The sequence below is a fragment of the Olleya sp. HaHaR_3_96 genome (genome assembly GCF_019278545.1).
Lineage (GTDB): Bacteria > Bacteroidota > Bacteroidia > Flavobacteriales > Flavobacteriaceae > Olleya.
Genome location: NZ_CP058987.1, coordinates 855,524 through 878,219, shown reverse-complemented (window position 1 = coordinate 878,219; position 22,696 = coordinate 855,524). Strand labels below are relative to the sequence as shown.

The window sequence follows — 22,696 nt, the reverse complement described above, 5'->3', positions numbered from 1 at the left end:
ACAAAAAATACTTTGTTAAAACAAAATCAAAAAAAGCTTGCGGAACGGACGACTGTGGTTGCCACTAATCTAAACCTTCTTTAAATACAGGTTTTTAGCAACATTCTGAGACACCACGATCTCTTTACTATCAAATTCAATTTTCACAGAATTGTCATAAGGCTCCTTATGTTTAATAGTGATTATTGTTCCTAAAGCAATACTGTTACTGTCTAAATATTTTAAAAATTCTGACGATGTATCATCCACCCCAACACACTTATAGACGCTTCCTGTTTCGGCTTTAGCTAAAACAATTTTTTCAATATGCTTAAAATTACCAGCCTTGTCAGGTATTGGGTCGCCATGTGGATCGTGAGAAGGCGAACCTAAAAAAACATCTAATTCGTCTATTAACTTTTCAGATTTTATATGCTCAAGATGCTCTGCAACTTCATGAACCTCATCCCAAGAAAAGTTTAATTTTTCTACCAAAAACACTTCCCATAAGCGATGCTTTCTAATAATATTTAAAGCAACACGCTTCCCTTCGCCTGTCAAGGTAACACCCTGATATTTTTTATAATCCGCATACCCTTTTTCAGACAATTTCTTAATCATATCCGTAACAGAAGATGCCTTTGTTTCTAAAGCTGTTGCAATCGCATTAGTATTAACGTTTTTTTCACCATTACTTCCTAAGTGGTAAATAGCTTTAATATAGTTTTCTTCTGTTAGTGTAATCATAGACTTATAGTGTTCTGCAAATATAGAAAAGATATCTTTATTAAAATATTTTTAGACTAATCTAAAAATAATTTTATATTTGCATAAAAATAAATAAAGATGAGACTAATAATACTATTCATATTTACATCATGCGCTTTTGTAAACGCACAAGACACTTATCAAATTCTAGGAAAGATAACCTCAGAAGGGAAGCCTCTATCGTTTGCAAATATTTATATTGAAGACATCTCCGAGGGCGCAGTCTCTGATAAAAGTGGAAACTATAGCATTAAAAACCTGAAACCAGGTACTTACACTATAAAAGCTTCTTTTATTGGTGCCAAAACAAAAACCAAGCAAGTCATAATAACCAATGACAATACTTATGTTTCATTTGATTTAGACTATAAAAACGATTTAGATGAAGTTGTAATTACCGGAACTAGGACAGAAAAACGACGCACAGACTCTCCCGTAATTGTAAATTTAATTGACAGTGAAACATTACAACAAGTAGTAGCAATTGATCTTTCTGAAGGCTTACGCTTCCAACCAGGATTACGTGTAGAGATGGATTGCCAAACTTGCAATTACAGTCAAATTCGCATGAACGGGCTTCAGGGTGGTTATTCTCAAATCCTTATTAACGGGCGCCCTATTTTTAGCCCACTCACCGGTTTATATGGACTAGAGCAAATCCCGGTAAACATGATCGAACGTATAGAAGTTGTTCGCGGCGGGGTTTCTGCACTTTACGGATCCAGTGCGATTGGAGGAACTGTAAATGTTATTACCAAAATACCAAAAAAAAATAGCTACAACTTTAGTTATGCCTACCAAAATATAGATGGAGGTGCGGATCAAAATTTAATAAACGGAAACGCGACCGTAGTTAATGAAGACTATAATTCTGGGGCTACCTTTTTTATAAGCAACCGAAAAAGAACGGCATACGATGCTAATAACGATAACTTCTCAGAATTACCAGAACTTAAAAACACTTCTTTTGGTGTAAACGCCTTTTATTTACCTACCGAAAATTCTAAATTAGAAATCAATTTAAGCAAACTATATGAATATCGCTTTGGCGGAGAAATTGTAGACAAACCCGCTTATTTAACCCAACAGTCAGAAGAAAGAGACCACCACGTCCTTATGGCAAGTTTGGATTACCAAATAAACTTTAATGATAATAAAAATTCGTTAATCTTCTATTACGGTGGGCAACGTACCGACCGTAACCATTACACAGGAATAACTCCAGATGACCCAAACGAACAAATTGATTTTTTTAAAGATCCACCTTATGGTATATCAGAAGTAACCACGCATCAAGGAGGAATTCAACTAAATAATAAATTTGATGATTTTTTGGGAGGCACAACAGTACTAACAGGAGGATTAGAATATGTTTATGACGATGTTATGGATCAAATTACCTCCTACAATTATTTGATCGATCAAACCACAAAAAACTTAGGTCTATTTGTTCAAAACGACTGGGAAGTTACTAAAGACATAAATCTCCTTGCTGGTTTTAGATTAGATGACCATAACCTAGTAGACCATGTTGTATTTAGCCCTAGATTATCCTTGCTTTACAAACTAAAAGAGACTACTCAGTTCCGTTTAGGTTGGGGTACAGGTTTTAGAGCGCCACAAGCTTTTGATACCGATCTACATATTGCCTTTGCAGGCGGTGGAGTTTCTAGAATTTCACTTTCAGAAAACTTAGTAGAAGAACGCTCAAATAGTTTTACCGCTTCAGTAAATTACGACAAAGCTACGAAACATTTTATCGCTGGTTTTACCATCGAAGGATTCTATACCCATCTAAACGATGCTTTTTTTCAAGCCCCTATAGGTGAAGATGAATTTGGTGAACGTTTTGAAAAGAGGAATGGTGCCGGAGCAACCGTAAAAGGCTTTACATTAGAAGCCCGTGCTAATTTTGATTATGTATTTCAAATTGAAACCGGTTTAACCTTGCAATCCAGTCAATTTGATGACCCTGTAGAAAACATAGAAGGTCTCCCCACTACACGTAACTTTTTACGAACTCCAAACGACTACGGCTATGCAACATTTACATACACACCAACTAAACAATTTACCGCAAGTGCCAATATAATTTATACAGGACAAATGGACATTATACATTTTGCAGGAGAAAATACCGGACAAAATACAGATGAATACAACAAAACAGATCCCTTTACGGAACTAAGTCTACGACTAGGCTACACCTTCACTATTCCAAAAGTAAGTACAGCAATAGAACTATATGGAGGCGTTAAAAACGTGACCAATAGCTACCAATCAGACTTTGACACAGGCAAAAACCGTGATAGTAATTATATTTATGGCCCTGCAGCACCACGAACTGTATTTATTGGACTTTCAATTAATTCATTGTAATTATAATAGTCATGAAAATAAGCTTAATTACAGTACTACTATTAATATCAAATACTCGATTTTCTCAAACAAAACACACGATACATTGGTTAAGCTTTGAACAACTAGAAGATTCCTTAAAAAGCAACCCAAAAAAAGTAATTATAGATTTTTATGCCGACTGGTGCAAACCTTGTCTTAAAATGCAAAAAGAAACATTTACCGACTCGTTAATAGTCCATACAATTAACAAAGGGTATTACGCTGTCAAGATGAATATTGAAACCAAAGACACCATTCATTTTGGAAATCAAATATTTGTGAATAAACGCTTGAAGAAAAGAAACCCAATACACCAAATCCCATTACTAATGGCTCAGCAAAAAAACAAACCCTTCTCGCTACCTGCTTTAGTATTTTTAGATGAACAATTTAACCACAGAGCACGTTATTTTCAATACTTAAATGCCAATCAACTTCTCAAAATACTTAAAAACCAACACTAAACAAGTCTTAATGAGAGTAAAAACCAGATAAATACTCTTATTTTTAGTACCTTCGTAATAAATATTTAGACAAATGAAAAAAATAATTCTGCTTTTAGCAATTACCCTAGCTCTAGGAGCTTGCAACAGCAAGTCTAAAGACAATGGAAAACTCAATATAGTGACTACCACAACAATGCTTACCGATTTGGTTAAAAACATTGGAGGGGACAGCATTAATGTTAATGGCTTAATGGGAAGCGGTGTAGATCCACATCTTTACAAAGCAAGTGAAGGTGATGTAACCAAACTAGTTGATGCGGATATCATATTTTTTAATGGCTTACATCTTGAAGGAAAACTAGTTGAAGTTTTCGAAAAAATGGGAAGTAAAACAAAAACACCAATTGCATTGGCAGACGCAATTGATAAATCAACACTAATAGGCTCAGAATATTTTGCTTCAAATTATGACCCACACGTTTGGTTTAATATTTCCTACTTCAAACAATTTGCAATCAAGGTCGCAGCGGTTTTATCAGAGAAAGATGCAAAAAATGCGGACTATTACAATGCCAATGCTACAGCTTTTCTGTCCAAATTAGACACCCTTGAAAACACAGTTAAATCAAAAATAGAAACCCTTCCTGCCGACAAACGCATTCTTGTAACCGCTCATGATGCTTTTAATTACTTCGGAAAAAGTTACGGCTTTGAAGTCGTTGGTTTGCAAGGTATATCGACAGCTACAGAAGCAGGTGTAAAAGATGTCCAAAATTTAGCTAACTTTATAATAGAAAATAAAGTAAACGCTATTTTTATTGAAAGTTCAGTACCAAAACGAACTATTGAAGCTTTACAAGAAGCTGTTAAATCAAAAGGTCATGACGTACAAATTGGAGGAACGTTATACTCTGATGCTCTTGGAAGCGCAGGAACAATAGAAGGCACTTATATTGGGATGTTTGAGTACAATGTAAATACTATCGTCAATGCGCTTAAATAAGACAAACCTCTGATTTCGATAAAGTAAAAACAAATAATGAAATCCTGAAACAAGTTCAGTATGACGACATACTGATGAAGAATTAGGTTTGACATAAACACCTTTTTTATTCGTTTTTTGAACCTATAAAAAATGAATATATTTTGAATTAAACAAAAATCCCAATGACTTGGGAAATGGTTATGAAGCAAAAAATAGCAGTAAAAGTAGATGACCTTACAGTCGCGTACAACTACAAACCTGTCCTTTGGGATATCGATTTAGAAATCCCAGAAGGTGTTCTGATGGCTATTGTAGGCCCGAACGGCGCAGGTAAATCAACACTAATCAAATCTATTTTAGGCATCTTGAAACCCATAGCGGGTAGCGTAACCATTTACGACAAACCGTATGACAAACAACGCAAACTAGTCGCATATGTCCCACAAAAAGGAAGTGTCGACTGGGATTTCCCAACTACCGCTTTAGATGTCGTCACTATGGGAACTTACGGTAGCTTAGGCTGGATAAAACGTCCTGGGCAAAAGGAAAAAAAAGCCGCATTAGAAGCTTTAGAAAAAGTAGGTATGCTCCCTTTTAAAGGCAGACAAATTAGTCAACTATCCGGTGGACAACAACAACGTATTTTTCTAGCACGAGCATTGGTACAAAATGCCTCTATCTATTTTATGGATGAGCCTTTTCAAGGTGTTGACGCCACTACAGAAATCGCTATTATCAACATCCTAAAAGAACTTAGAAAAGCGGGGAAAACAGTCATTGTCGTACATCATGATTTACAAACCGTTCCAGAATATTTTGACTGGGTTACTTTTTTAAATGTGAAAAAAATTGCTACAGGTCCAGTTAAAGACATCTTTAATGACGATAACTTAACTAAGACTTATGGTATTAACTATAAAGTAAGTATCCAAGAATAAAGCACAGGTTACTAACAAATTAATATAATTATAGAATTCTAGTTTTCAACCGAAAAACATGAACTTAACAGAATATTTCGAGCTAGTCTTTACAGACTACACACTAAGAACCATAACACTAGGAACAGCAATTCTAGGAGCTGTAACAGGAATGCTAGGAAGCTTTGCAGTACTTAGAAAACAAAGCTTACTCGGTGACGCTATTTCTCACGCCGCTTTACCAGGTATTGCAATTGCTTTTTTAATAACAGGGGCAAAAGACAGCAACACTTTGCTTTTAGGCGCTTTAGTCAGCGGATTAATAGGAACCTTCTGGATTAGAGGTATAGTCAAAAAAACACATCTAAAAAGTGATACAGCCTTAGGATTAATATTATCTATCTTTTTTGGTTTTGGAATGCTACTATTAACCTTTATCCAAAAACAACCCAATGCTAACCAAGCGGGATTAGACAAATACTTATTTGGTCAAGCGGCGACGTTAGTCGAGAGTGATGTCTGGCTAATGGCAACAGTTACAGGGGTCTGTCTGTTTGTATTACTCCTTTTTTGGAAAGAATTTAAAATCTTACTATTTGATGCAGATTACACCAAAACATTAGGTTTCAACACCAAATTTATTGACATTTTAATCACCACCTTTATCGTATTAGCTATTGTATTAGGCCTACAAACCGTAGGTGTTGTATTAATGAGCGCTATGCTTTTGGCGCCAGCAGCAGCAGCCCGACAATGGACCAACAGCTTATCTAAAATGGTCCTTTTAGCAGCTATTTTCGGTGCATTTTCAGGCGTTTTTGGAACAGCAATAAGCGCAAGCCAAACTAACTTATCCACAGGACCAGTAATTGTTTTAGTGGCTGCGGTCTTTGTTGTGTTTTCCTTTATATTTTCACCTAGTCGCGGCCTATTATTTAGACAAATACGATTTATAAAAAACAGACGCGATTTAGAACTCCATAAAACCTTAGCATTAATGCATCATATTGCAGAAACACATGATGACATCTCTCATCCACATGCTATTAAGCTATTAAATAACTTCCAAGGTTTCACAAGAAAAACGCTTCAAAAATTAGTCGAAAAAAATTATGTCACACTAGATGGAAATATGTGGAGTTTAACCAAAACTGGTTTCGAAACTGCCGCAAATTTATACACAAAACAAGCTACAGAAGATGAATAGCGCTCAAATAGAAATACAATTAATTGCCAGTTTAGTCGCTATAGCATGCGCTATTCCTGGAACATTTTTAGTACTACGTAAAATGGCGATGATCAGCGATGCCATAAGCCATTCTATCCTACCAGGTATTGTGGTTGGTTTTTTTATCACACAAGATTTAAATTCACCTTTGCTAATTGTTTTAGCAGCTTTTACTGGTGTTATAACCGTTGTTTTAGTCGAATATATTCAAAAAACAGGCCTCGTAAAAGAGGATACAGCAATCGGTTTAGTGTTTCCTGCATTATTTAGTATTGGTGTGATCTTAATTGCAAAAAATGCTAACGATGTGCATTTAGATGTGGATGCCGTTTTGGTTGGCGAATTAGCATTAGCTCCTTTTGACAGATTAGTCGTTTCAGGTGTTGATATAGGCCCAAAATCACTATGGATAATTGGAACCATTTTATTAATTACTATCACTTTGTTAATTGCTTTTTTTAAAGAATTAAAAGTCAGCACGTTTGACAAAGGACTAGCAGCCTCTCTAGGGTTCTCTCCTGCCATTATACACTATGGATTAATGACGGTATCATCTGTCACTACAGTTGGTGCATTTGATGCTGTAGGTGCTATTTTAGTCGTTGCTTTAATGATTGCCCCTGCCGCAACTGCTTACTTATTAACCACCAACTTAAAAAAGATGCTAGCCTTAGCTGCTTTTTTTGGTGTTTTTAGCGCCATTTCCGGCTATTGGCTCGCCCATTTACTGGACGCTTCCATTGCTGGCTCAATAACAACAATGCTAGGCCTGCTATTTTTAGCTGTTTACTTATTCGCGCCAAATAAAGGTGTTATTGCCGTTATGTATCGCGAAAAACAACAACGCATAGAAGTAAGCTTATTAACTTTTTTGTTACACCTAAAAAATCATAACGAAGCCGAAGAACGCCACGTCAATCATTTAAGAGAACATATTAACTGGCAAAAAATTAGAGCTAAAACCGTTTTAGAATTAGCGCTTAAAAATAATATGATTGCTGTTAATAATAACGTTGTGTCACTAACAGACAAAGGAGACACCTTTACCTCAAAAGCGATTGATTATATAATTACAAACGAAGATGCTCAAATAGAAGATATGAAAGATGATTTCTTTTTATTTAGAGGGTAAAAAAAAGACCTCTCAGGTATGAGAAGTCTATTATTTAATTTTTATTTATAAGCTATTAAAATCGTCTTTCATCCTGCAAAAACTCATAAGCCGTTTGAACTTGCTTAAATTTTTCTTCTGCACCTTTTCTATGTTCCTCCCCTAAATGTTCTACGCGATCTGGGTGATATTTTTTAGCCATAGTACGGTAAGCTTTTTTAATTTGATCTACAGTTGCCGTTTTATCAATTTCCAAAATCTTATAAGCATTATCACTACTATTATAAAACATCGCTTTTATACTAGAATAATCACGACTACTAATACCCAAATAGTTAGTTATTCTGTGGATTTCATCCTCCTCATCGTCTGTAACCATTCCATCTGCTTTTGCAATTCCAAAAAGAAAATGCACCAACTGCAAACGCGACGCATGATCCATCATGTCATGGATTTGATTACACACATCTCTAGTGGATACGTTTTGGCTACTTATTTTCTTAAATAACTTAAATGCTTTGTTTGCTCTATCCTTACCGTAAAGTTCTACAAATTTATTGCGCACAAAATCCAACTCACTTTGCTCTTGTTTTCCATCTGCCTTTATAACAACAGAAGCTAACACCAGCAAACTAACTTCAAAATCTCCAGAAGAAGTTTCTGCCCGACGCTGCTTTTGCGATTTACGTTTTGATTGTTTTTTGTATTTGGACTGCCCTTTTCGCTGATTATCAGCAGATCCATTACCCAACAATTGCCCTTTATCTGACATAGAATCTCCTAAACTACCAAGGGCTAACCCTATAATAGCTCCAATTGGACCACCTAACGTCCATCCTAAAGTTGCGCCTATCCATTTTAATGCACTCATAAATATTGTTCTAATTTAAAAAAGTAAATATACTACTTTGTTAGTATACTTTAAATCTGATTTGTTACTGATGTAAGTAGCTTGGTGCGTTAAGGATGGAGCGGTCTGTCTGAGCTCCTCGCAGAGAGCGAGTAGCGATAGCCTGACCTTATGACACCATAAGTGTTATAAGGTAACGCCATAATAATTTTTGCACGGTTTTTGATTATCTTTGTATGAGATAGATTTATAAATAAAAAATTACAAAAATATGTATCCAGCAGAATTAGTAAAACCAATGCGTGAGGACTTAACCAAAGTAGGTTTTAAAGAATTACATACCGCTGAAGCAGTAAACACTGCAATTGCAAAAGAAGGAACAACTTTAGTGGTTGTAAATTCAGTTTGTGGTTGTGCAGCTGCAAATGCAAGACCAGGAGCGAGAATGAGCTTAGAAAATGCAAAAAAACCAACGAATATAGTAACGGTTTTTGCAGGTGTTGATAAAGACGCGGTTGATCAAGCAAGAGCACACATGGTCCCTTTTCCTCCAAGCTCACCAAGTATGGCTTTATTTAAAGACGGAGAATTAGTACACATGTTAGAGCGTCATCATATTGAAGGAAGACCTGCAGAATTAATTGCAGAAAACCTTATGGATGCTTATAACGAACATTGCTAAGCCACTTCTTACTCATAACATAAGTCGCTTTTAAGCTAAGTATTATAGAAAAACCACGTTTTTTAAACGTGGTTTTTCTATTTTTGAAAGATAGAATCTTAACAGTAAAATGAGAAAAATTTTAGCCTATCCCTTATCTATAGTTTATTACCTATTTTTCGGGTTAACATTAGTTATTTTTCACCCCATACAATGGTTCTGCTTTAATGTGTTTGGCTATAAGGCACACAAAACAAGTGTTGACCTTTTACAGTTTTGCTTAATGCGCTGTGTCAATCTATTGTTTACAAGCCAAAAGTTAATTAACCCCTATAAATTAGATAATTCACATCCCGTAATAATTGTGTCTAATCATCAAAGTATGGCAGACATACCACCGTTAATGTGGTATTTTAGAAAGCATCATGTCAAATTTGTTAGCAAAAAAGAACTAGGTAAAGGTTTACCAAGTGTATCTTACAATCTTAGACATGGAGGTTCTGCTTTAATTGACCGAAAAAATCCTAGACAAGCTATTGTTGCTATCAGGAAATTTGCCGATTATATTGAGTCTACCAATCGCGCTGCTGTTATATTTCCCGAAGGTACTAGAAGTCGTGACGGAAAACCAAAACCATTTCAAACTAAAGGCTTAGAGACGTTAATAAAATATATACCAAGTGCTATCATTATACCGGTAACAATCAACAATTCTTGGAAAAACCTACGTTATGGCAAGTTTCCATTAGGTATTGGTAACAAGATAACATTTACAGCTCATAAACCCATAAAAGCCAGTGATTTTGAGGATACAAAAGCACTACTTACACACATAGAAACCACTATTAAAAATAGTATTAAAATATAAGATTATGTCATTAAAAAACGTAAGATTAGAGGTGATGTCTTTTTTAGAGAAAGATGTAGAATCGTTAATAGAAAAATATTTAATACCAGTGGAAAAAATCTGGCAACCGACTGATTTTTTACCTAATTCTGAAGGCCCAAATTTCCTGGAAGAAGTCAAAGAAATTAGAGAACTATCTAAAGAACTACCTTATGATTTCTGGGTTGTATTAGTTGGTGATATGATTACAGAAGAAGCCCTACCCACCTACGAATCCTGGTTAATGGACGTTGAAGGTATTGATCAAAACGAACGTAATGGTTGGGCTAAATGGATTAGACATTGGACTGCCGAAGAAAATCGTCATGGCGACGTCCTTAACAAGTATCTATACCTTTCTGGTCGTGTCAATATGAAAGAAATTGAGCAAACCACACAACACCTTATTGCTGATGGTTTTGATATTGGTACTGCCCAAGATCCTTATAAAAACTTTGTTTACACTAGTTTTCAAGAACTAGCAACCTATGTCTCTCATAATCGCGTAGCTAAACTTGCCAAAGCAAAAGGAAACAAGCAGCTATCTAGGATGTGTAAAATAATTTCTGGTGACGAGATGAGGCATCATCATGCTTATAGTGAATTTGTCGAACGCATCTTTAAAGTAGATCCTAGTCAAATGATGTTAGCGTTTCAATACATGATGAAACAAAAAATAACTATGCCTGCTCATTTTTTAAGAGAGTCAGGAGGAAAAATCAGCTCTGTTTTTGAAGAATTTTCTAACACAGCACAACGGATTGGTGTTTATACATCAATGGATTACATTGAAATTTTACAGAAATTAATAGCACGTTGGGAAATAGACAAAATTTCAGGGTTAAGTGATGAAGCTGAAAAAGCGCGTGACTATCTAATGAAACTCCCAAGTAGAATGCTACGTTTAGCAGATAGAATCAAAATTCCTGAAAACGCTTACCAATTTAAATGGGTAGAACCTGCTAAGCTATAACACTATGACAAATCATGATTTAATTGAAGCAACTAAAGTCTTTGTAAAAGAGACTTTAAAAGGCGCTGAAGGTGGACATGACTGGTTTCACATAGAACGTGTTTTTAACAATAGCTTATTGATTGCCAAAGGCGAGAATGTTGATCACCTAGTTGTTTCTCTAGGTGCTTTACTGCATGATATAGCAGATAGTAAATTCCACAATGGAGATAGCACTATTGGCCCAAAAATCGCGGGTGCTTTTTTACTAAAGCACGATGTAGACTCGGCAACCATAAATCATGTTATTAAGATTATTGAAAACATTTCTTACAGTTCCAATATCGGTTCTAATAACCTATTTAAATCTAATGAGCTTGACGTTGTTCAGGACGCAGACCGTTTGGATGCTATAGGCGCCATCGGCATAGCACGCACCTTTAATTATGGTGGATTTAAAAACAGAGTTCTTTACGATCCTACCATCACCCCTAATTTAAACTTGACTAAAGCAGAATACAAAGCATCTAATGCACCTACAATTAATCATTTTTACGAAAAATTATTGCTTTTAAAAGAATTAATGAATACCAAAACCGGAACTAAAATTGGGACACAAAGACACCAATATATGGTTGATTTTTTGAAGCAATTCCATGCGGAATGGGAAGGTAAAAGATAAAAATACTCAACGCTATTCCGTTTGCATTAAGCACAAAAAATTATAAAAAAAAACAATGGTAAAAAAAATAGTGCTTTTCGTTTTAGCAAGCATTGCCTTTATCTCTTGCAAACAGGACCTTCCAACTAAACCATATTCTTATTACCATTGGAAAACAGAGTTCTCTTTACCCCAATCTGAAAAAAAACTAATTAGTAATAGTTTGAGCGAGAAACTATATCTCAGGTTTTTTGATATTGTATATAATGAAAAACAACAAAATGCACTTCCTGTCGCTACAACTCAATTTACAACAGACACAACTCTTCCATTTAATAAAGTAGTGCCTGTTATTTTTATTAGAAACAGTGTGTTTACCAACGCTTCGAATGTTAATTTAGAGCAATTAGCCAGAAATACAATACAGAAGATTGATCGCTTACTTTCAAAAAACTTTAATAATACGATCATTTGTGAAGACATTCAAATTGATTGCGATTGGTCTCAAAGCACAAAAACCGCTTTTTTTAGTTTCTTAGAGCACTTAAAAAAATATAGTCCTGACCGCTCAATAACCTCAACCGTTAGGTTACATCAAATAAAATATAGAGAAAAAACAGGAGTCCCACCGGTAGATAAAGTTGTGCTAATGGCCTATAATGTTGGAGATATTAGTGATAGTAATCAAAAAAACACTATTATTAATAATACAATAACTGCAAAATATCTAGAACGTTTAAAAACCTACCCCATTAAATATAATGTAGCATTACCTATTTTTGAGTGGGGAATTCTATATAGAAACGGTAAGATTATTGGTCTTATAAATCAATACAACGATCAGGATATTAAAGCAAATTTTAATTTGATTTCTGAAACCACATATATTGCAAAAAACGAGACCTATATTGATGGCAATTTTATATACGAAGGTGATAAATTACGTATTGAAACGGTCCCCAAAAAACAACTTAAAGAACTAGCTGTTCTGATAAAAGAAGCATCAGTCATAGATTATGAAACTATTTTCTATCATGTAAGCTCTCCATTAATTCTAAAATTCTCTGAAGATGATATTAAAGATTTGGTTAAATAGAATACTACTTTTATTCCCTTTTATTGCGCTATCCAACAACCCAAATGAAACGCCCACATTTTGCGGTTGGGGAGGCTCTTGGAACGATTATTATTATCAAATAGTAGATCAATTTAGCCTTGTAGAAGTAGAAAATTGGGCATTTTTAAACTGCCCAGAAGAAACCTATTGTTATGAGCACGGCTATGACACAACATTACTAAACATTACTGAATGGCACACTTTTTTTAAAGGCCAATTTACTAAAGAGGAATTAGCACAATTAATATATCACCTACCTTTAGAACAGCTCAATGGCACTAAACAAGTCGAACAAAAAAACAAACCGATTTACACTAAAATTAGTCAATCCAACTATTCGTTTTTTAAAGATTATCTAATACTAGCCAAAAAAACTGCAAAAACACAAAGTGACCGAACATCAAGCAATGATTGGTATCAAGGAGAAGATCAAGAAAAAACAGATAAAGACCAATTATTAGCTGACACTTTTAGACTTATAAATAAAGCGCCTAATCAATTTTATAAAAACCGCCTGGGCTACCAAGCTGTTAAACTATTACATTACAAACAAGACAATCAAAAAGCTATTGACGCCTTTAAAACCGTTATTAAATACACCAAAGCAACGGATTACATTTATTATCGTGCATTAGAGCAGGTTGCTGGCGCTTATTTTAATATTAATGATGAAGTTACTGCCGCCAATTACTACCTTAAGGTATACGATAATTTACCCGACAGACGCAATAATTGCGCGTTAAGTCTTCGTTATTTAGATTGGGCTAGTTTAGAACAAAACCAAACATTTACACAAAACACCGCGTATCAAGATGCAAAACATTTTTTTAAAGCTTTTCACGGTCGTGGTAATATTATTGTAGAAACAGAAAACATAGCAGACATAAATGTCAATTCTCCTTATTTGAAAATTTTGGCCGTAAGACAGATGGATCAAATCCAATCAAGTCTCTTTAGACATAACGATTCTCGTTATTATTCTGATCATGACGACGACTCTATGTACGCCATGTCAAAATACAAAATCGTATGTCAAGAGATATTAAACAACCCAAACCTTAAAAACCAATCCTTATGGCAACTTGTTATGACTATGCAAAACCTGCAACTTGGATTGTTCGATGATGCACAAAACAGCCTAAATTCAATAACACAAGCAGCGTATTTAATTCATAAAAAAAGATTACAATTAACTCTAGACCATTTAAAAATTACAACTGTAGATAGACCAAGAATAAACACCTTGTTTAATCGTATAAATAATGATCCAGATTTAAATACACACGGACCAACAGTTGCCGCTTTTTTTAACCACATTAGCGCAGTATACGAAAAAAGCAATCCCATCTTAAGCGCTATTACCGCCATAAATTATGACTCCGGAATCTCAAAACAAACCTTTAACTGGAGTGCTATAGACGCTAATTACGCCTATAATTACGCGTTTGAATCTGTATACCCTTATATTAATTTAGAAGTCATTAATGCCTTTGATGCTTTTTTAGATTTAACTACTCCAACCCAGTTTGAAAAAGCAATTCTTAATAGACTCAAACTACCAGCAAAAGATTTTGTTCATGATTTACGTGGCACTTGGTTTTTAGCAAATAACCAATTAGACTTTGCTCTTAATGCGTTTAAAAAAGTCGAAAAATCACAACTTTTTTGGGAAGAAGACATTAGACCAGAAATTTTCTCTGGATCCATTAAAGAATGGATGAATGTTAGTTTTAATGCTATTTCCGATAAATTCCATTTAAACTACTTATCCACAATTACAACCTCAACGACCAACCTAAACTCTGATGAAAACTACAAAGACAACAAAATAAAATTAACGTCAACACTTATTTCCCTAAATACATTAGCAAAAACAGAAACCGTAAATACCGCCGATTATTATTATATGCTTGGTAATGCTTGGTACAACATGAGTGCTGATGGTTGGTTTGTAAACAACTTGTTTTATATTGACAACAATAATAGAAATGATTTACTAGCAAAATATCAATATGATAACGAAGATGATAACTCAGAATCATACGCCACAATAGAAACAATAGACATAAAACAAACCGCAACTAATTATTTTCAAAAAGGGCTTACTACTTCTGGCACCAAAGAAACAAAAGCCAAGTTACTTTTTATGTTAGCAAAAGCGAATAGCTGTCATGAGTCCTTCTACGATGATAATAAAAGCGAATACTTTATCACACTATGTAATCTTCATAAGACTTATTTTGAAACGTTAAAAAAAGAGTATTCTGATACCAAGTTTTATCAAGAAATTTTAAAAGAATGTAGTTGGTTTTAATATTATTAAATATCATAAACATCAGAGTAAAGATGCAAACCTGTAGTAGGTTTTTCAAGTAGTTTCATGTAAAAAAAATGAAAAACAAATAAATTTAATTTTCTTTAGCGACCTCTAAAGCAGTTATCTTATACTCTAAAATAGACATCTCTTCTCCATAATCGATAATCTGCTCTGCGGTTAAATGACTACTAGCATTTACAGCCTCCAATATGCCTTTTCTTTTTTGATTATAATACGCTAATGTAGATTCTATTTTATCTTCCATAATTATAGTGTATTGGTATTATTTGATCATCGTTTTTATTTCACTTCTATATTTAGAAGCACTTTTACCAACAACCTCATTAAATACTTTATTAAAATGAGAGAAGTTATTAAATCCACATTCAAAACAAATATCCGTAATACTACTTTGGCTTTCTGTTAGCAACTTGGTAGCATAAAATATGCGGTATTCGTTTACAAACTGTGTAAAGGTTTTACTCGTTATTTTTTTAAAATAACGACAAAATGCAGGCACAGTCATACTTACTAAGTCAGAAATCTGATCTAAAGTAATATGATTTTGAAAGTTTTTATTGACATACTTATAAATCTTATCAATTTTATCTGTGTCTTGCGGCTGGGTTTCAAACACATAACCATTTTGATTAAGTATTGTATAATCATCAGTCAGCGCAAGTAACTCCAATATTTCAAGTAATTTAGTAATTCGCTTTATACCTTCATATTTAGGTAATCTCTCAATCTTAGGGCCCACTATCTTTTTTATCTCTTGCTTGTATAAGATCCCGTTTTTAGCACGCTCTAATAACTGGAGTATATTTTTCATTTCCGGTAAACCTGTTAGTGAATCACCTAAAAAATCTGGATGAAATTGCACTAATGTTTCTTTCCCTTTAGAGGTTAAACGATCCGTAAAACCATTATGTGGCAAATTAGAACCGATTAAGATTAATTGGCTATTATTAAAGTAAGACAAATGATTTCCAATATGTCGTCTTCCTTTCCCTTTATTAACGTAAACCATTTCCAATTCTGGATGGAAGTGCCAAAAGGCTTCACTGCGCTTCCGTTTTTTAGTTTTTTGAACTGCTATTATGGAGCTCCCAAACGTAGGTGTAATCTTTTTTAAAGTAGGCTTTGTATTCAATTGATAAAACTTTTTACAAAATTACAACATATACATGCATAGTTGTATGCTAATTTAGCACTATTATATGTTATTTTAACCTATAACGTTTTCGTTGATTACTATTCAGTTAATATAGCACATAAACATACCAATTCTCTTGTTATTAGAACTACTCTTCTACTCTAACTTTGCACACATAATCATTAAAACGATTTATTATGAAAAATTTTATGAAACACATTTTAGCTTTAGCAATCGTATTTGCTACGCTAAGCAGTAACGCAACAGACAACGCTTTTTTAAATAATAAAGAAGACGGAAAAACAATATTAATGTTTGGTACTGTTAGTCAAGGAGACCAACTAACGGTGAAAGATGCTTTTGGAATAATTCTTTACAAAGAAGCCATTATAAAAAACGGTCAATACAACAAGTCTTTTGACCTAACAGCTTTACCTGACGGAAACTATATCTTTGAATTAGACAAACAAAATCAAATTAGAGTATACCCATTTACAGTTGATAAAAATGTAGTCACGTTTAATAAGGAAAAATTAACCGTTGTGAACAAGCCAAAAGTAACCAGTAAGGATAATAATATCTACATTACTGCTCACAACCCAGAACAAGCAAATTATACTATCGAAATTTTTTACGACAGTGTTGAAAACACAACTGAAAAAATATATTCTGAAACTTTTAAGAATACAACTACTGTAGGAAAAAAGTTTAAACTTTTAGAAGATAAAGATGAAGCTTACGAAGTGGTTGTAACAGCAAATGGAAGAGCATTTACGTCGACAATCAACTTTTAAGTAAAAGTACACAAAACAAAAAAAAGACGCCATATGGCGTCTTTTTTTTGTTGATATATCACCTATTACTTCCCAGGAAATACAGCTTTACGCTTTTCTAAAAACGCAGTGGTCCCTTCTTTAAAATCTTCCGTTCCAAAACACGCTCCAAATTGTTCGATTTCAACCTCAAACCCATTAACACCATCATTATAATTGGCATTTATAGCTTGAATAGCTTTCCCTATTGCTACTGTTGAGTTTCTCATGATTTTACTAGCAATTTTCTCTGCTAAAGGTAATAACTCCTCTTGTGTTACCACGTGATTTACTAAACCATAGCTTAAAGCTGTAGGAGCATCTATCATTCCTGCTGTCATCACCATTTCCATTGCACGTCCTTTACCAACCAATTGTGGTAAACGTTGTGTACCACCATAACCAGGTATAACACCTAGACTAACTTCAGGCAATCCCATTTTAGCATTATCACTTGCGACTCTAAAATGTGCTGCCATGGCCAATTCTAAACCACCACCAAGTGCAAAACCATTTACTGCCGCTATAACTGGAGTGTTTAAATTTTGAACAAAATCAAACAGTATTTCCTGTCCTTTGGCTGCTAATTTACCTCCATTTTCCACACTAAAATTAGCAAATTCGCTAATATCTGCTCCTGCGACAAAAGCTTTTTCGCCACTACCAGTAATGATAATCACTTTTGTCTCTAGATCTTTATTAGCCGCATCAAACGCATGATGCAATTCTTCTATTGTTACTTTGTTTAAAGCATTTAATTTTGACGGTCTATTAATAGTAATAGTAGTTATTCCGTTTTGTGTACTTGTAAGTATGTTTTCGAAATTCATAATTAATGTTATTTATTATTTCCGCGAAAGCGAAACCTGTTTATTTTTTATTCTTTAGGAAACGTCACTGTAAATGTGGTTCCTACATCCTTTTGAGTTACAAAGGTAATTGTTCCTTGATATGTTTCTACTATATTTCTCACCATTGCTAACCCAAGCCCCATTCCACTGGATTTTGTTGTAAACTTTGGCTCGAAGACTTTAGCTCTATTTTCTTCAGAAATCCCATTTCCATTATCCGAAATAGTCAAGACCACATTACCATTATCATCAAAAACACTCACTAAAATTTCTGGAGTTTTATGATCAGGAATCGCTTGAATACCATTTTTAACCAAGTTAGTAATTACTCTAATTAATTGTGTCCGATCAAATTTGGCAATAATTTCATCTTTTTCAGGAAGAAACTGGATATAATTTTCATTAAATATATCTAAAGCTAAGTCCACGACTTTAACCACATTTAAAACTTCGTTTTGCTGCGCAGGCATTTTGGCGAAATTTGAAAAAGCACCAGCAATAGCACTCAACGTGTCTATTTGCTGAATAAGCGTTTTACTATACTCGTCTAATTTCTGAATAATCTCTGGGTCTTCAGGGTTAAACTTACGTTGAAAGCTTTGCACTGTTAATCGCATTGGTGTTAATGGATTTTTGATCTCGTGCGCGACTTGTTTTGCCATTTCTCGCCACGCTTGCTCGCGCTCACTTTTAGCCAATTTAACAGCACTTTCTTCTATTTGATCAATCATACTGTTATACGCTTTTACAAGCGTTGCGATCTCCTCTGTAGTACTCTCTATTTCTATTTTCTCGTTACGCTTTTCCAAACGCGTTTGATTCATTTTATCACTAATCGTTTTAAGTGTTCTAGTGATATACTTTGACAAGAAGTAAGCCAATGTAATCGCAATGATTAACATTAAAAGATAGGTATACCCTAACCGCTCAAAAAACTCATTAAGTTCTCTGGACAAAAAATCATCATTTTCTAAATATGGTAAATTTAAGATGGCTAATGGCTTAAATTTTTGATCGGTAATATACGTATAAGATGATCTGAAATTTTCTCCTTTTTCCTCTCTTAACTCCACGTGTTTATGCCCAAAAGTATCAGACAGCGTATTTAGTATTTCGGCACTAATACATTTCTCTATAGCATCTTCTGGCAAACTTGCTTTGGACGAGATCAATAAACTCCCTTCCAAATCGTAAAGATTAACTTTTAGACCATGTATGTCTGCAATTTTATAAATTTCGTCTTTAAAGATTAAAGATAACCGCTCCGGAATAACTTCAAAAGTAGTTTCTCTGATAACAAAATCTAAGTGCCGCTTGATGTTTTTTTCTTTACGTTCTAAACGCTGTTCATGATAATCTTGCGTTTCTTCCGAATATTGATACGCCGCTACTAATGCAATTAAAATTGAGGCTAAAAGCACCAAAAAAATCATTGCAAAAAATATGCGAAGACGTAAAGAGAGTTTAGTTATTTTCATTGTTTAAATATAGCAATAATCAAACCAAAGATTTATCGCCGTAATTAATGCCTTAACTATGCGTTTGGATTTTTAGCTCGGATACGTTTATACACTTTAAAACCTAACATTAATAACACCCCTAAACCTAAGATACCAATAACACCAAACATCCAATTTATCGCACTTTTAAGGATGACTAAAAAGACTACTGCAAACAAAATAAAAGTAGCCCCTTCATTCCATAATCGCATAAAGTTTGATGTTTTTTTAACGACATCATTTTGTAATTGCCTGAAATAAACATGTGTTTGGAATTGATATAAAAATAACAATAACACAAAAGTTAATTTAACATGCATCCACGGTTGCTGCAACCAAAAAGGTTGTAAAATTAACAACCAAACAGCAAAAATAGTTGCTAAAATTGCGCTAGGCCACGTAATAATAAACCACAAACGCTTGGCCATTAACTTTAACTGTTCTCCTAAAATTTCTTTATCAGGAGATGGTTTATGAAACGCTTCTATTTGATAAACAAACAATCTAGGAATGTAGAACAAACCAGCAAACCAGGTTACCACAAATATTAAATGTAAAGCTTTTATGTACCTATAATAGTCTTCCATTACTCTTTTATCAATAATTAATTCGTTTTAAAAATAGACATAATACATATTATGCTTCTGATATATTTAATTTTAGCTTCATTTCTCTACGCAAAAAGAAACCGGTAACAATTGTAGACAAAACATCTGCAATTGGAAAAGATATCCAAATCCCAAATTCGCCAAAATAAATAGGCAAAATATACATTAAAGGAATAAAGAAAATAGCTTGCCTAGTTAACGTTAATAGTAATGCTGGCAATGCTTTTCCGACAGCCTGAAAATAAGCCGCCCCAATTAACTGTAACGATAAAATTGGAACCGCAGCAAACGCCCATCGCATATTATTTGGTGTAACACTAATAACGTCCAAATCCGTAGTAAACCATTTAGTAATGATTTCAGGAAAAAACATCAAACCAATAAAGACTATTGTACCAAGTAGAGTCGCATATTTTAAAGCTGTGTAAATAACTTCCTTTACACGTCCATATTGTTCCGATCCAAAGTTATAACCAGCAATAGGTATAAACCCCTGGGTAACACCAAACACCGGAAACAAAGCAAACATACTCATCCTTCCGACAATAGCATATGCTGTTACAGACGTTTCACCACCATAATCAAATAACGCATTATTAACTAGCAAAAAAGTAACACTTACCACTGCTTGTCTTGCCAACGTTACAGATCCTAAAGACCCTATTTCCGACACTATACTTCTTTGAAGGTAAAAATGGGAAAGATTGATTTTTAATTCGGAATTATCAGACAGGAAATACCAAAATATAAACAAGAATGAAGCAATATAAGATCCCGTGGTTGCCCATGCAGCACCCGCCATTCCTAAATCTAACACACCAATAAACACATAGTCCAATACTAAGTTACCTACAGAAGGAATAAGCATAGCATACATAGCAAACTTAGGCTTACCCTCTGCACGTATAACTGTATTACCCATCATAACAAAACCCAAAACAGGAACACCGTATAGGATAATCTCATAATACATTTTGGCAGGATCAAAAATATTACCTTTTCCTCCAAAAGCAGGTATTAACTGATCTACAAAATAAAGCCCAAACGCAGCAAAAGCAACCGTAAAAACTAAAGTTAAAGAGACTTGATTACCAAAAGTCTTAAGTGCTTTTTCTTTTTTATTAGCACCTAAAGCACGAGAAATAATAGAAGATCCTCCAACACCAATGCTCATTCCTAAAGCCGCAATAAAAAAAGACACAGGCAAAACAACATTAATAGCCGCTATTGCAGTTGACCCAATCCATTGTCCTACAAAAATAGTATCCACTAAAATATTTAGTGACATCACCAGAATACCAATAGACGCTGGAACTGCTTGCTTAATCAAGAGTTTGCTTATGGTTTCTGTTCCTAAATTGGAGGATTGACTCGTTTGCATTACGCTTTAACTGTTGTTTCTGACCATTGATTTATCCAATCTGACAATAATTTAACCCAACTAGCATCTGTATTTAAACAAGGCACTGTTGTAAAATCTTTACCACCTAATTCATGAAAAATCTCTTCTCCTTCCATTGCTATTTCTTCTAAAGTCTCCAAACAATCACTAACAAAAGCAGGCGTTACAATAGCCATACTTTTGATTCCTTTTTTACCTAATCGCTCAATAGTACGATCGGTATAAGGCTGTAACCATGGGTCAAAACCTAGCCGAGATTGAAATGAAGTAGAATAGCTGTTTTCTTCCAATCCTAAATACTCTCCTACCAAACGCGTGACTTCTTTACATTGATGTCTATAGCAAAACTCGTGTGCTTTACTTGCGGTTTCACAACAGCTTCCATCAATTTTACAATGACTTTTAGTAACATCACTTTTTCTAATGTGACGTTCTGGTACACCGTGGTAAGAAAACAACAAATGTTCATAATCTTTACCTTGTAAATGCCCTTTAACAGACTCGGCTAACACTTTAATATAATCAGGTTTATTATAAAAAGCAGGTAAACTATCTATTTTTAGATTCGGAAAATTAGCTTGTCTAACTTCTTCGGCTAAAACCAAAATAGTTTCTGTAGTTGCCATCGCAAATTGAGGATATAATGGAATTATAAAGACTTCCTCAACACCTTTATCCACTAATTCTTGTAACCCTTTTTTAATAGTCATACTTCCATAACGCATGGCTAAAGCTATTGGTAGCTCCGTATGTTTTTGAACTTCCTCTTGTAATCGTTCTGACAGTACAATTAACGGAGACCCTTCTTCCCACCAAATTTTCTTGTAAGCCTTAGCACTTTGTTTTGGTCTTGTATTTAGTATAATACCTTTTACTAGTAAGGTTCTAGCCCAAAGCGGAACGTCAATAACACGTTCGTCCATTAAAAATTCGCCTAAATATTTTTTTACATCTTTTGGTTCTGGACTTTCTGGAGAACCAAGATTAACTAGCAATACGCCTTTTCTCATGTGTGTTTCTTTTTCAAAAACAAAAATACAACACTAAATTTTATTATGAATACAAATCGAAGTGTAGACGATACTAAATT

At 34.2% G+C, this 22,696-nt stretch carries 22 protein-coding genes; 13 read left to right on the top strand and 9 right to left on the bottom strand.

The genetic code is table 11. The features are described from left to right. Nucleotides 1–69: 69 nt before the first annotated feature. Nucleotides 70–723 carry a metal-dependent transcriptional regulator gene (locus H0I26_RS03785; protein ID WP_218702030.1) on the bottom strand — a complete coding sequence of 218 codons (654 nt, stop codon included), beginning with the start codon at nucleotides 721–723 and terminating at the stop codon, nucleotides 70–72. Nucleotides 724–825: 102 nt separating this feature from the next. On the opposite strand from H0I26_RS03785, the gene H0I26_RS03780 reads away from it, so the two are divergent. The 6 genes from H0I26_RS03780 (at nucleotide 826) to H0I26_RS03755 (ending at nucleotide 7,855) form a co-directional block, all read left to right on the top strand. Beyond that, nucleotides 826–3,126 (top strand): TonB-dependent receptor, encoded by a 2,301-nt coding sequence (locus H0I26_RS03780; RefSeq protein WP_218701077.1) that lies wholly within the window; start codon nucleotides 826–828, stop codon nucleotides 3,124–3,126. A gap of 11 nt (nucleotides 3,127–3,137) precedes the next feature. Further along, on the top strand, nucleotides 3,138–3,611 hold the full coding sequence (locus H0I26_RS03775) for a thioredoxin family protein (protein ID WP_218701076.1): 474 nt from the start codon (nucleotides 3,138–3,140) through the stop codon (nucleotides 3,609–3,611). 73 nt (nucleotides 3,612–3,684) lie between these two features. After that, a complete protein-coding gene (locus H0I26_RS03770) occupies nucleotides 3,685–4,596 on the top strand; it encodes a metal ABC transporter solute-binding protein, Zn/Mn family (RefSeq protein WP_218701075.1) in 912 nt (303 codons plus the stop codon). A gap of 182 nt (nucleotides 4,597–4,778) precedes the next feature. Further along, the gene (locus H0I26_RS03765) at nucleotides 4,779–5,516 is read left to right on the top strand and encodes a metal ABC transporter ATP-binding protein (protein WP_218702029.1); all 738 of its coding nucleotides are present in this window, start codon (nucleotides 4,779–4,781) and stop codon (nucleotides 5,514–5,516) included. A 58-nt stretch (nucleotides 5,517–5,574) separates the two neighbouring features. Then, nucleotides 5,575–6,702 carry a metal ABC transporter permease gene (locus H0I26_RS03760; RefSeq protein WP_218701074.1) on the top strand — a complete coding sequence of 376 codons (1,128 nt, stop codon included), beginning with the start codon at nucleotides 5,575–5,577 and terminating at the stop codon, nucleotides 6,700–6,702. After that, complete coding sequence (locus tag H0I26_RS03755; protein WP_218701073.1) at nucleotides 6,695–7,855, top strand: metal ABC transporter permease; 1,161 nt, start codon at nucleotides 6,695–6,697, stop codon at nucleotides 7,853–7,855. Before H0I26_RS03760 ends, H0I26_RS03755 begins: the two co-directional genes overlap by 8 nt. Before the next feature lie 55 nt (nucleotides 7,856–7,910). Here H0I26_RS03755 and H0I26_RS03750 read toward each other — a convergent pair whose 3' ends face one another. Further along, entirely contained in the window at nucleotides 7,911–8,705 is a 795-nt protein-coding gene (locus H0I26_RS03750; protein ID WP_218701072.1) for a molecular chaperone DjiA, read from the bottom strand. Between the two features lie 250 nt (nucleotides 8,706–8,955). Between H0I26_RS03750 and H0I26_RS03745 the strand changes: the two genes are divergently transcribed. From H0I26_RS03745 to H0I26_RS03720, 6 genes are all read left to right on the top strand, one after another. Continuing rightward, a complete protein-coding gene (locus H0I26_RS03745) occupies nucleotides 8,956–9,366 on the top strand; it encodes a BrxA/BrxB family bacilliredoxin (protein ID WP_218701071.1) in 411 nt (136 codons plus the stop codon). 109 nt (nucleotides 9,367–9,475) lie between these two features. Next, a complete protein-coding gene (locus H0I26_RS03740; protein ID WP_218701070.1) occupies nucleotides 9,476–10,213 on the top strand; it encodes a lysophospholipid acyltransferase family protein in 738 nt (245 codons plus the stop codon). A gap of 4 nt (nucleotides 10,214–10,217) precedes the next feature. Further along, complete coding sequence (locus H0I26_RS03735; RefSeq protein WP_218701069.1) at nucleotides 10,218–11,204, top strand: acyl-ACP desaturase; 987 nt, start codon at nucleotides 10,218–10,220, stop codon at nucleotides 11,202–11,204. 4 nt (nucleotides 11,205–11,208) lie between these two features. Continuing rightward, entirely contained in the window at nucleotides 11,209–11,865 is a 657-nt protein-coding gene (locus H0I26_RS03730) for an HD domain-containing protein (protein ID WP_218701068.1), read from the top strand. 55 nt (nucleotides 11,866–11,920) lie between these two features. Then, nucleotides 11,921–12,940, top strand: a complete 1,020-nt coding sequence (locus H0I26_RS03725; RefSeq protein ID WP_218701067.1) for a hypothetical protein — start codon at nucleotides 11,921–11,923, stop codon at nucleotides 12,938–12,940. Then, entirely contained in the window at nucleotides 12,915–15,275 is a 2,361-nt protein-coding gene (locus H0I26_RS03720; RefSeq protein WP_218701066.1) for a hypothetical protein, read from the top strand. The genes H0I26_RS03725 and H0I26_RS03720 overlap by 26 nt, the downstream gene beginning before the upstream one ends. Nucleotides 15,276–15,369: 94 nt before the next feature. Here the strand turns inward: H0I26_RS03720 and H0I26_RS03715 are convergent, their stop codons facing one another. Both H0I26_RS03715 and H0I26_RS03710 read right to left on the bottom strand, forming a co-directional pair. Continuing rightward, nucleotides 15,370–15,543, bottom strand: a complete 174-nt coding sequence (locus H0I26_RS03715; RefSeq protein WP_218701065.1) for a hypothetical protein — start codon at nucleotides 15,541–15,543, stop codon at nucleotides 15,370–15,372. Nucleotides 15,544–15,561: 18 nt separating this feature from the next. Then, the gene (locus H0I26_RS03710) at nucleotides 15,562–16,431 is read right to left on the bottom strand and encodes an AraC family transcriptional regulator (RefSeq protein WP_101015963.1); all 870 of its coding nucleotides are present in this window, start codon (nucleotides 16,429–16,431) and stop codon (nucleotides 15,562–15,564) included. A 200-nt stretch (nucleotides 16,432–16,631) separates the two neighbouring features. Here H0I26_RS03710 and H0I26_RS03705 point away from each other — a divergent pair, with 200 nt between their 5' ends. After that, entirely contained in the window at nucleotides 16,632–17,228 is a 597-nt protein-coding gene (locus tag H0I26_RS03705; RefSeq protein ID WP_218701064.1) for a hypothetical protein, read from the top strand. 65 nt (nucleotides 17,229–17,293) lie between these two features. Here H0I26_RS03705 and H0I26_RS03700 read toward each other — a convergent pair whose 3' ends face one another. The 5 genes from H0I26_RS03700 to hemH are packed head-to-tail and all read right to left on the bottom strand — an operon-like array spanning nucleotide 17,294 to nucleotide 22,616. Then, entirely contained in the window at nucleotides 17,294–18,076 is a 783-nt protein-coding gene (locus H0I26_RS03700; protein WP_218701063.1) for an enoyl-CoA hydratase/isomerase family protein, read from the bottom strand. Nucleotides 18,077–18,123: 47 nt separating this feature from the next. After that, the gene (locus tag H0I26_RS03695; RefSeq protein WP_218701062.1) at nucleotides 18,124–19,575 is read right to left on the bottom strand and encodes a sensor histidine kinase; all 1,452 of its coding nucleotides are present in this window, start codon (nucleotides 19,573–19,575) and stop codon (nucleotides 18,124–18,126) included. A gap of 56 nt (nucleotides 19,576–19,631) precedes the next feature. Beyond that, nucleotides 19,632–20,183 carry a CopD family protein gene (locus tag H0I26_RS03690; RefSeq protein ID WP_218701061.1) on the bottom strand — a complete coding sequence of 184 codons (552 nt, stop codon included), beginning with the start codon at nucleotides 20,181–20,183 and terminating at the stop codon, nucleotides 19,632–19,634. A 49-nt stretch (nucleotides 20,184–20,232) separates the two neighbouring features. Further along, nucleotides 20,233–21,585, bottom strand: a complete 1,353-nt coding sequence (locus tag H0I26_RS03685) for an MATE family efflux transporter (protein WP_218701060.1) — start codon at nucleotides 21,583–21,585, stop codon at nucleotides 20,233–20,235. Beyond that, the gene (gene hemH, locus H0I26_RS03680; RefSeq protein ID WP_218701059.1) at nucleotides 21,585–22,616 is read right to left on the bottom strand and encodes a ferrochelatase; all 1,032 of its coding nucleotides are present in this window, start codon (nucleotides 22,614–22,616) and stop codon (nucleotides 21,585–21,587) included. Before hemH ends, H0I26_RS03685 begins: the two co-directional genes overlap by 1 nt. Between the last annotated feature and the right edge of the window lie 80 nt (nucleotides 22,617–22,696).

Bases quoted from the DNA above. Each gene is read 5' to 3' on its own strand.
- H0I26_RS03780 (WP_218701077.1), top strand. From the start codon at position 826: ATGAGACTAATAATACTATTCATATTTACATCATGCGCTTTTGTAAAC.
- H0I26_RS03775 (WP_218701076.1), top strand. From the start codon at position 3,138: ATGAAAATAAGCTTAATTACAGTACTACTATTAATATCAAATACTCGA.
- H0I26_RS03770 (WP_218701075.1), top strand. From the start codon at position 3,685: ATGAAAAAAATAATTCTGCTTTTAGCAATTACCCTAGCTCTAGGAGCT.
- H0I26_RS03765 (WP_218702029.1), top strand. From the start codon at position 4,779: ATGAAGCAAAAAATAGCAGTAAAAGTAGATGACCTTACAGTCGCGTAC.
- H0I26_RS03760 (WP_218701074.1), top strand. From the start codon at position 5,575: ATGAACTTAACAGAATATTTCGAGCTAGTCTTTACAGACTACACACTA.
- H0I26_RS03755 (WP_218701073.1), top strand. From the start codon at position 6,695: ATGAATAGCGCTCAAATAGAAATACAATTAATTGCCAGTTTAGTCGCT.
- H0I26_RS03750 (WP_218701072.1), bottom strand. From the start codon at position 8,705: ATGAGTGCATTAAAATGGATAGGCGCAACTTTAGGATGGACGTTAGGT.
- H0I26_RS03745 (WP_218701071.1), top strand. From the start codon at position 8,956: ATGTATCCAGCAGAATTAGTAAAACCAATGCGTGAGGACTTAACCAAA.
- H0I26_RS03740 (WP_218701070.1), top strand. From the start codon at position 9,476: ATGAGAAAAATTTTAGCCTATCCCTTATCTATAGTTTATTACCTATTT.
- H0I26_RS03735 (WP_218701069.1), top strand. From the start codon at position 10,218: ATGTCATTAAAAAACGTAAGATTAGAGGTGATGTCTTTTTTAGAGAAA.
- H0I26_RS03730 (WP_218701068.1), top strand. From the start codon at position 11,209: ATGACAAATCATGATTTAATTGAAGCAACTAAAGTCTTTGTAAAAGAG.
- H0I26_RS03725 (WP_218701067.1), top strand. From the start codon at position 11,921: ATGGTAAAAAAAATAGTGCTTTTCGTTTTAGCAAGCATTGCCTTTATC.
- H0I26_RS03720 (WP_218701066.1), top strand. From the start codon at position 12,915: ATGATATTAAAGATTTGGTTAAATAGAATACTACTTTTATTCCCTTTT.
- H0I26_RS03715 (WP_218701065.1), bottom strand. From the start codon at position 15,543: ATGGAAGATAAAATAGAATCTACATTAGCGTATTATAATCAAAAAAGA.
- H0I26_RS03705 (WP_218701064.1), top strand. From the start codon at position 16,632: ATGAAAAATTTTATGAAACACATTTTAGCTTTAGCAATCGTATTTGCT.
- H0I26_RS03700 (WP_218701063.1), bottom strand. From the start codon at position 18,076: ATGAATTTCGAAAACATACTTACAAGTACACAAAACGGAATAACTACT.
- H0I26_RS03695 (WP_218701062.1), bottom strand. From the start codon at position 19,575: ATGAAAATAACTAAACTCTCTTTACGTCTTCGCATATTTTTTGCAATG.
- H0I26_RS03690 (WP_218701061.1), bottom strand. From the start codon at position 20,183: ATGGAAGACTATTATAGGTACATAAAAGCTTTACATTTAATATTTGTG.
- H0I26_RS03685 (WP_218701060.1), bottom strand. From the start codon at position 21,585: ATGCAAACGAGTCAATCCTCCAATTTAGGAACAGAAACCATAAGCAAA.
- hemH (WP_218701059.1), bottom strand. From the start codon at position 22,616: ATGAGAAAAGGCGTATTGCTAGTTAATCTTGGTTCTCCAGAAAGTCCA.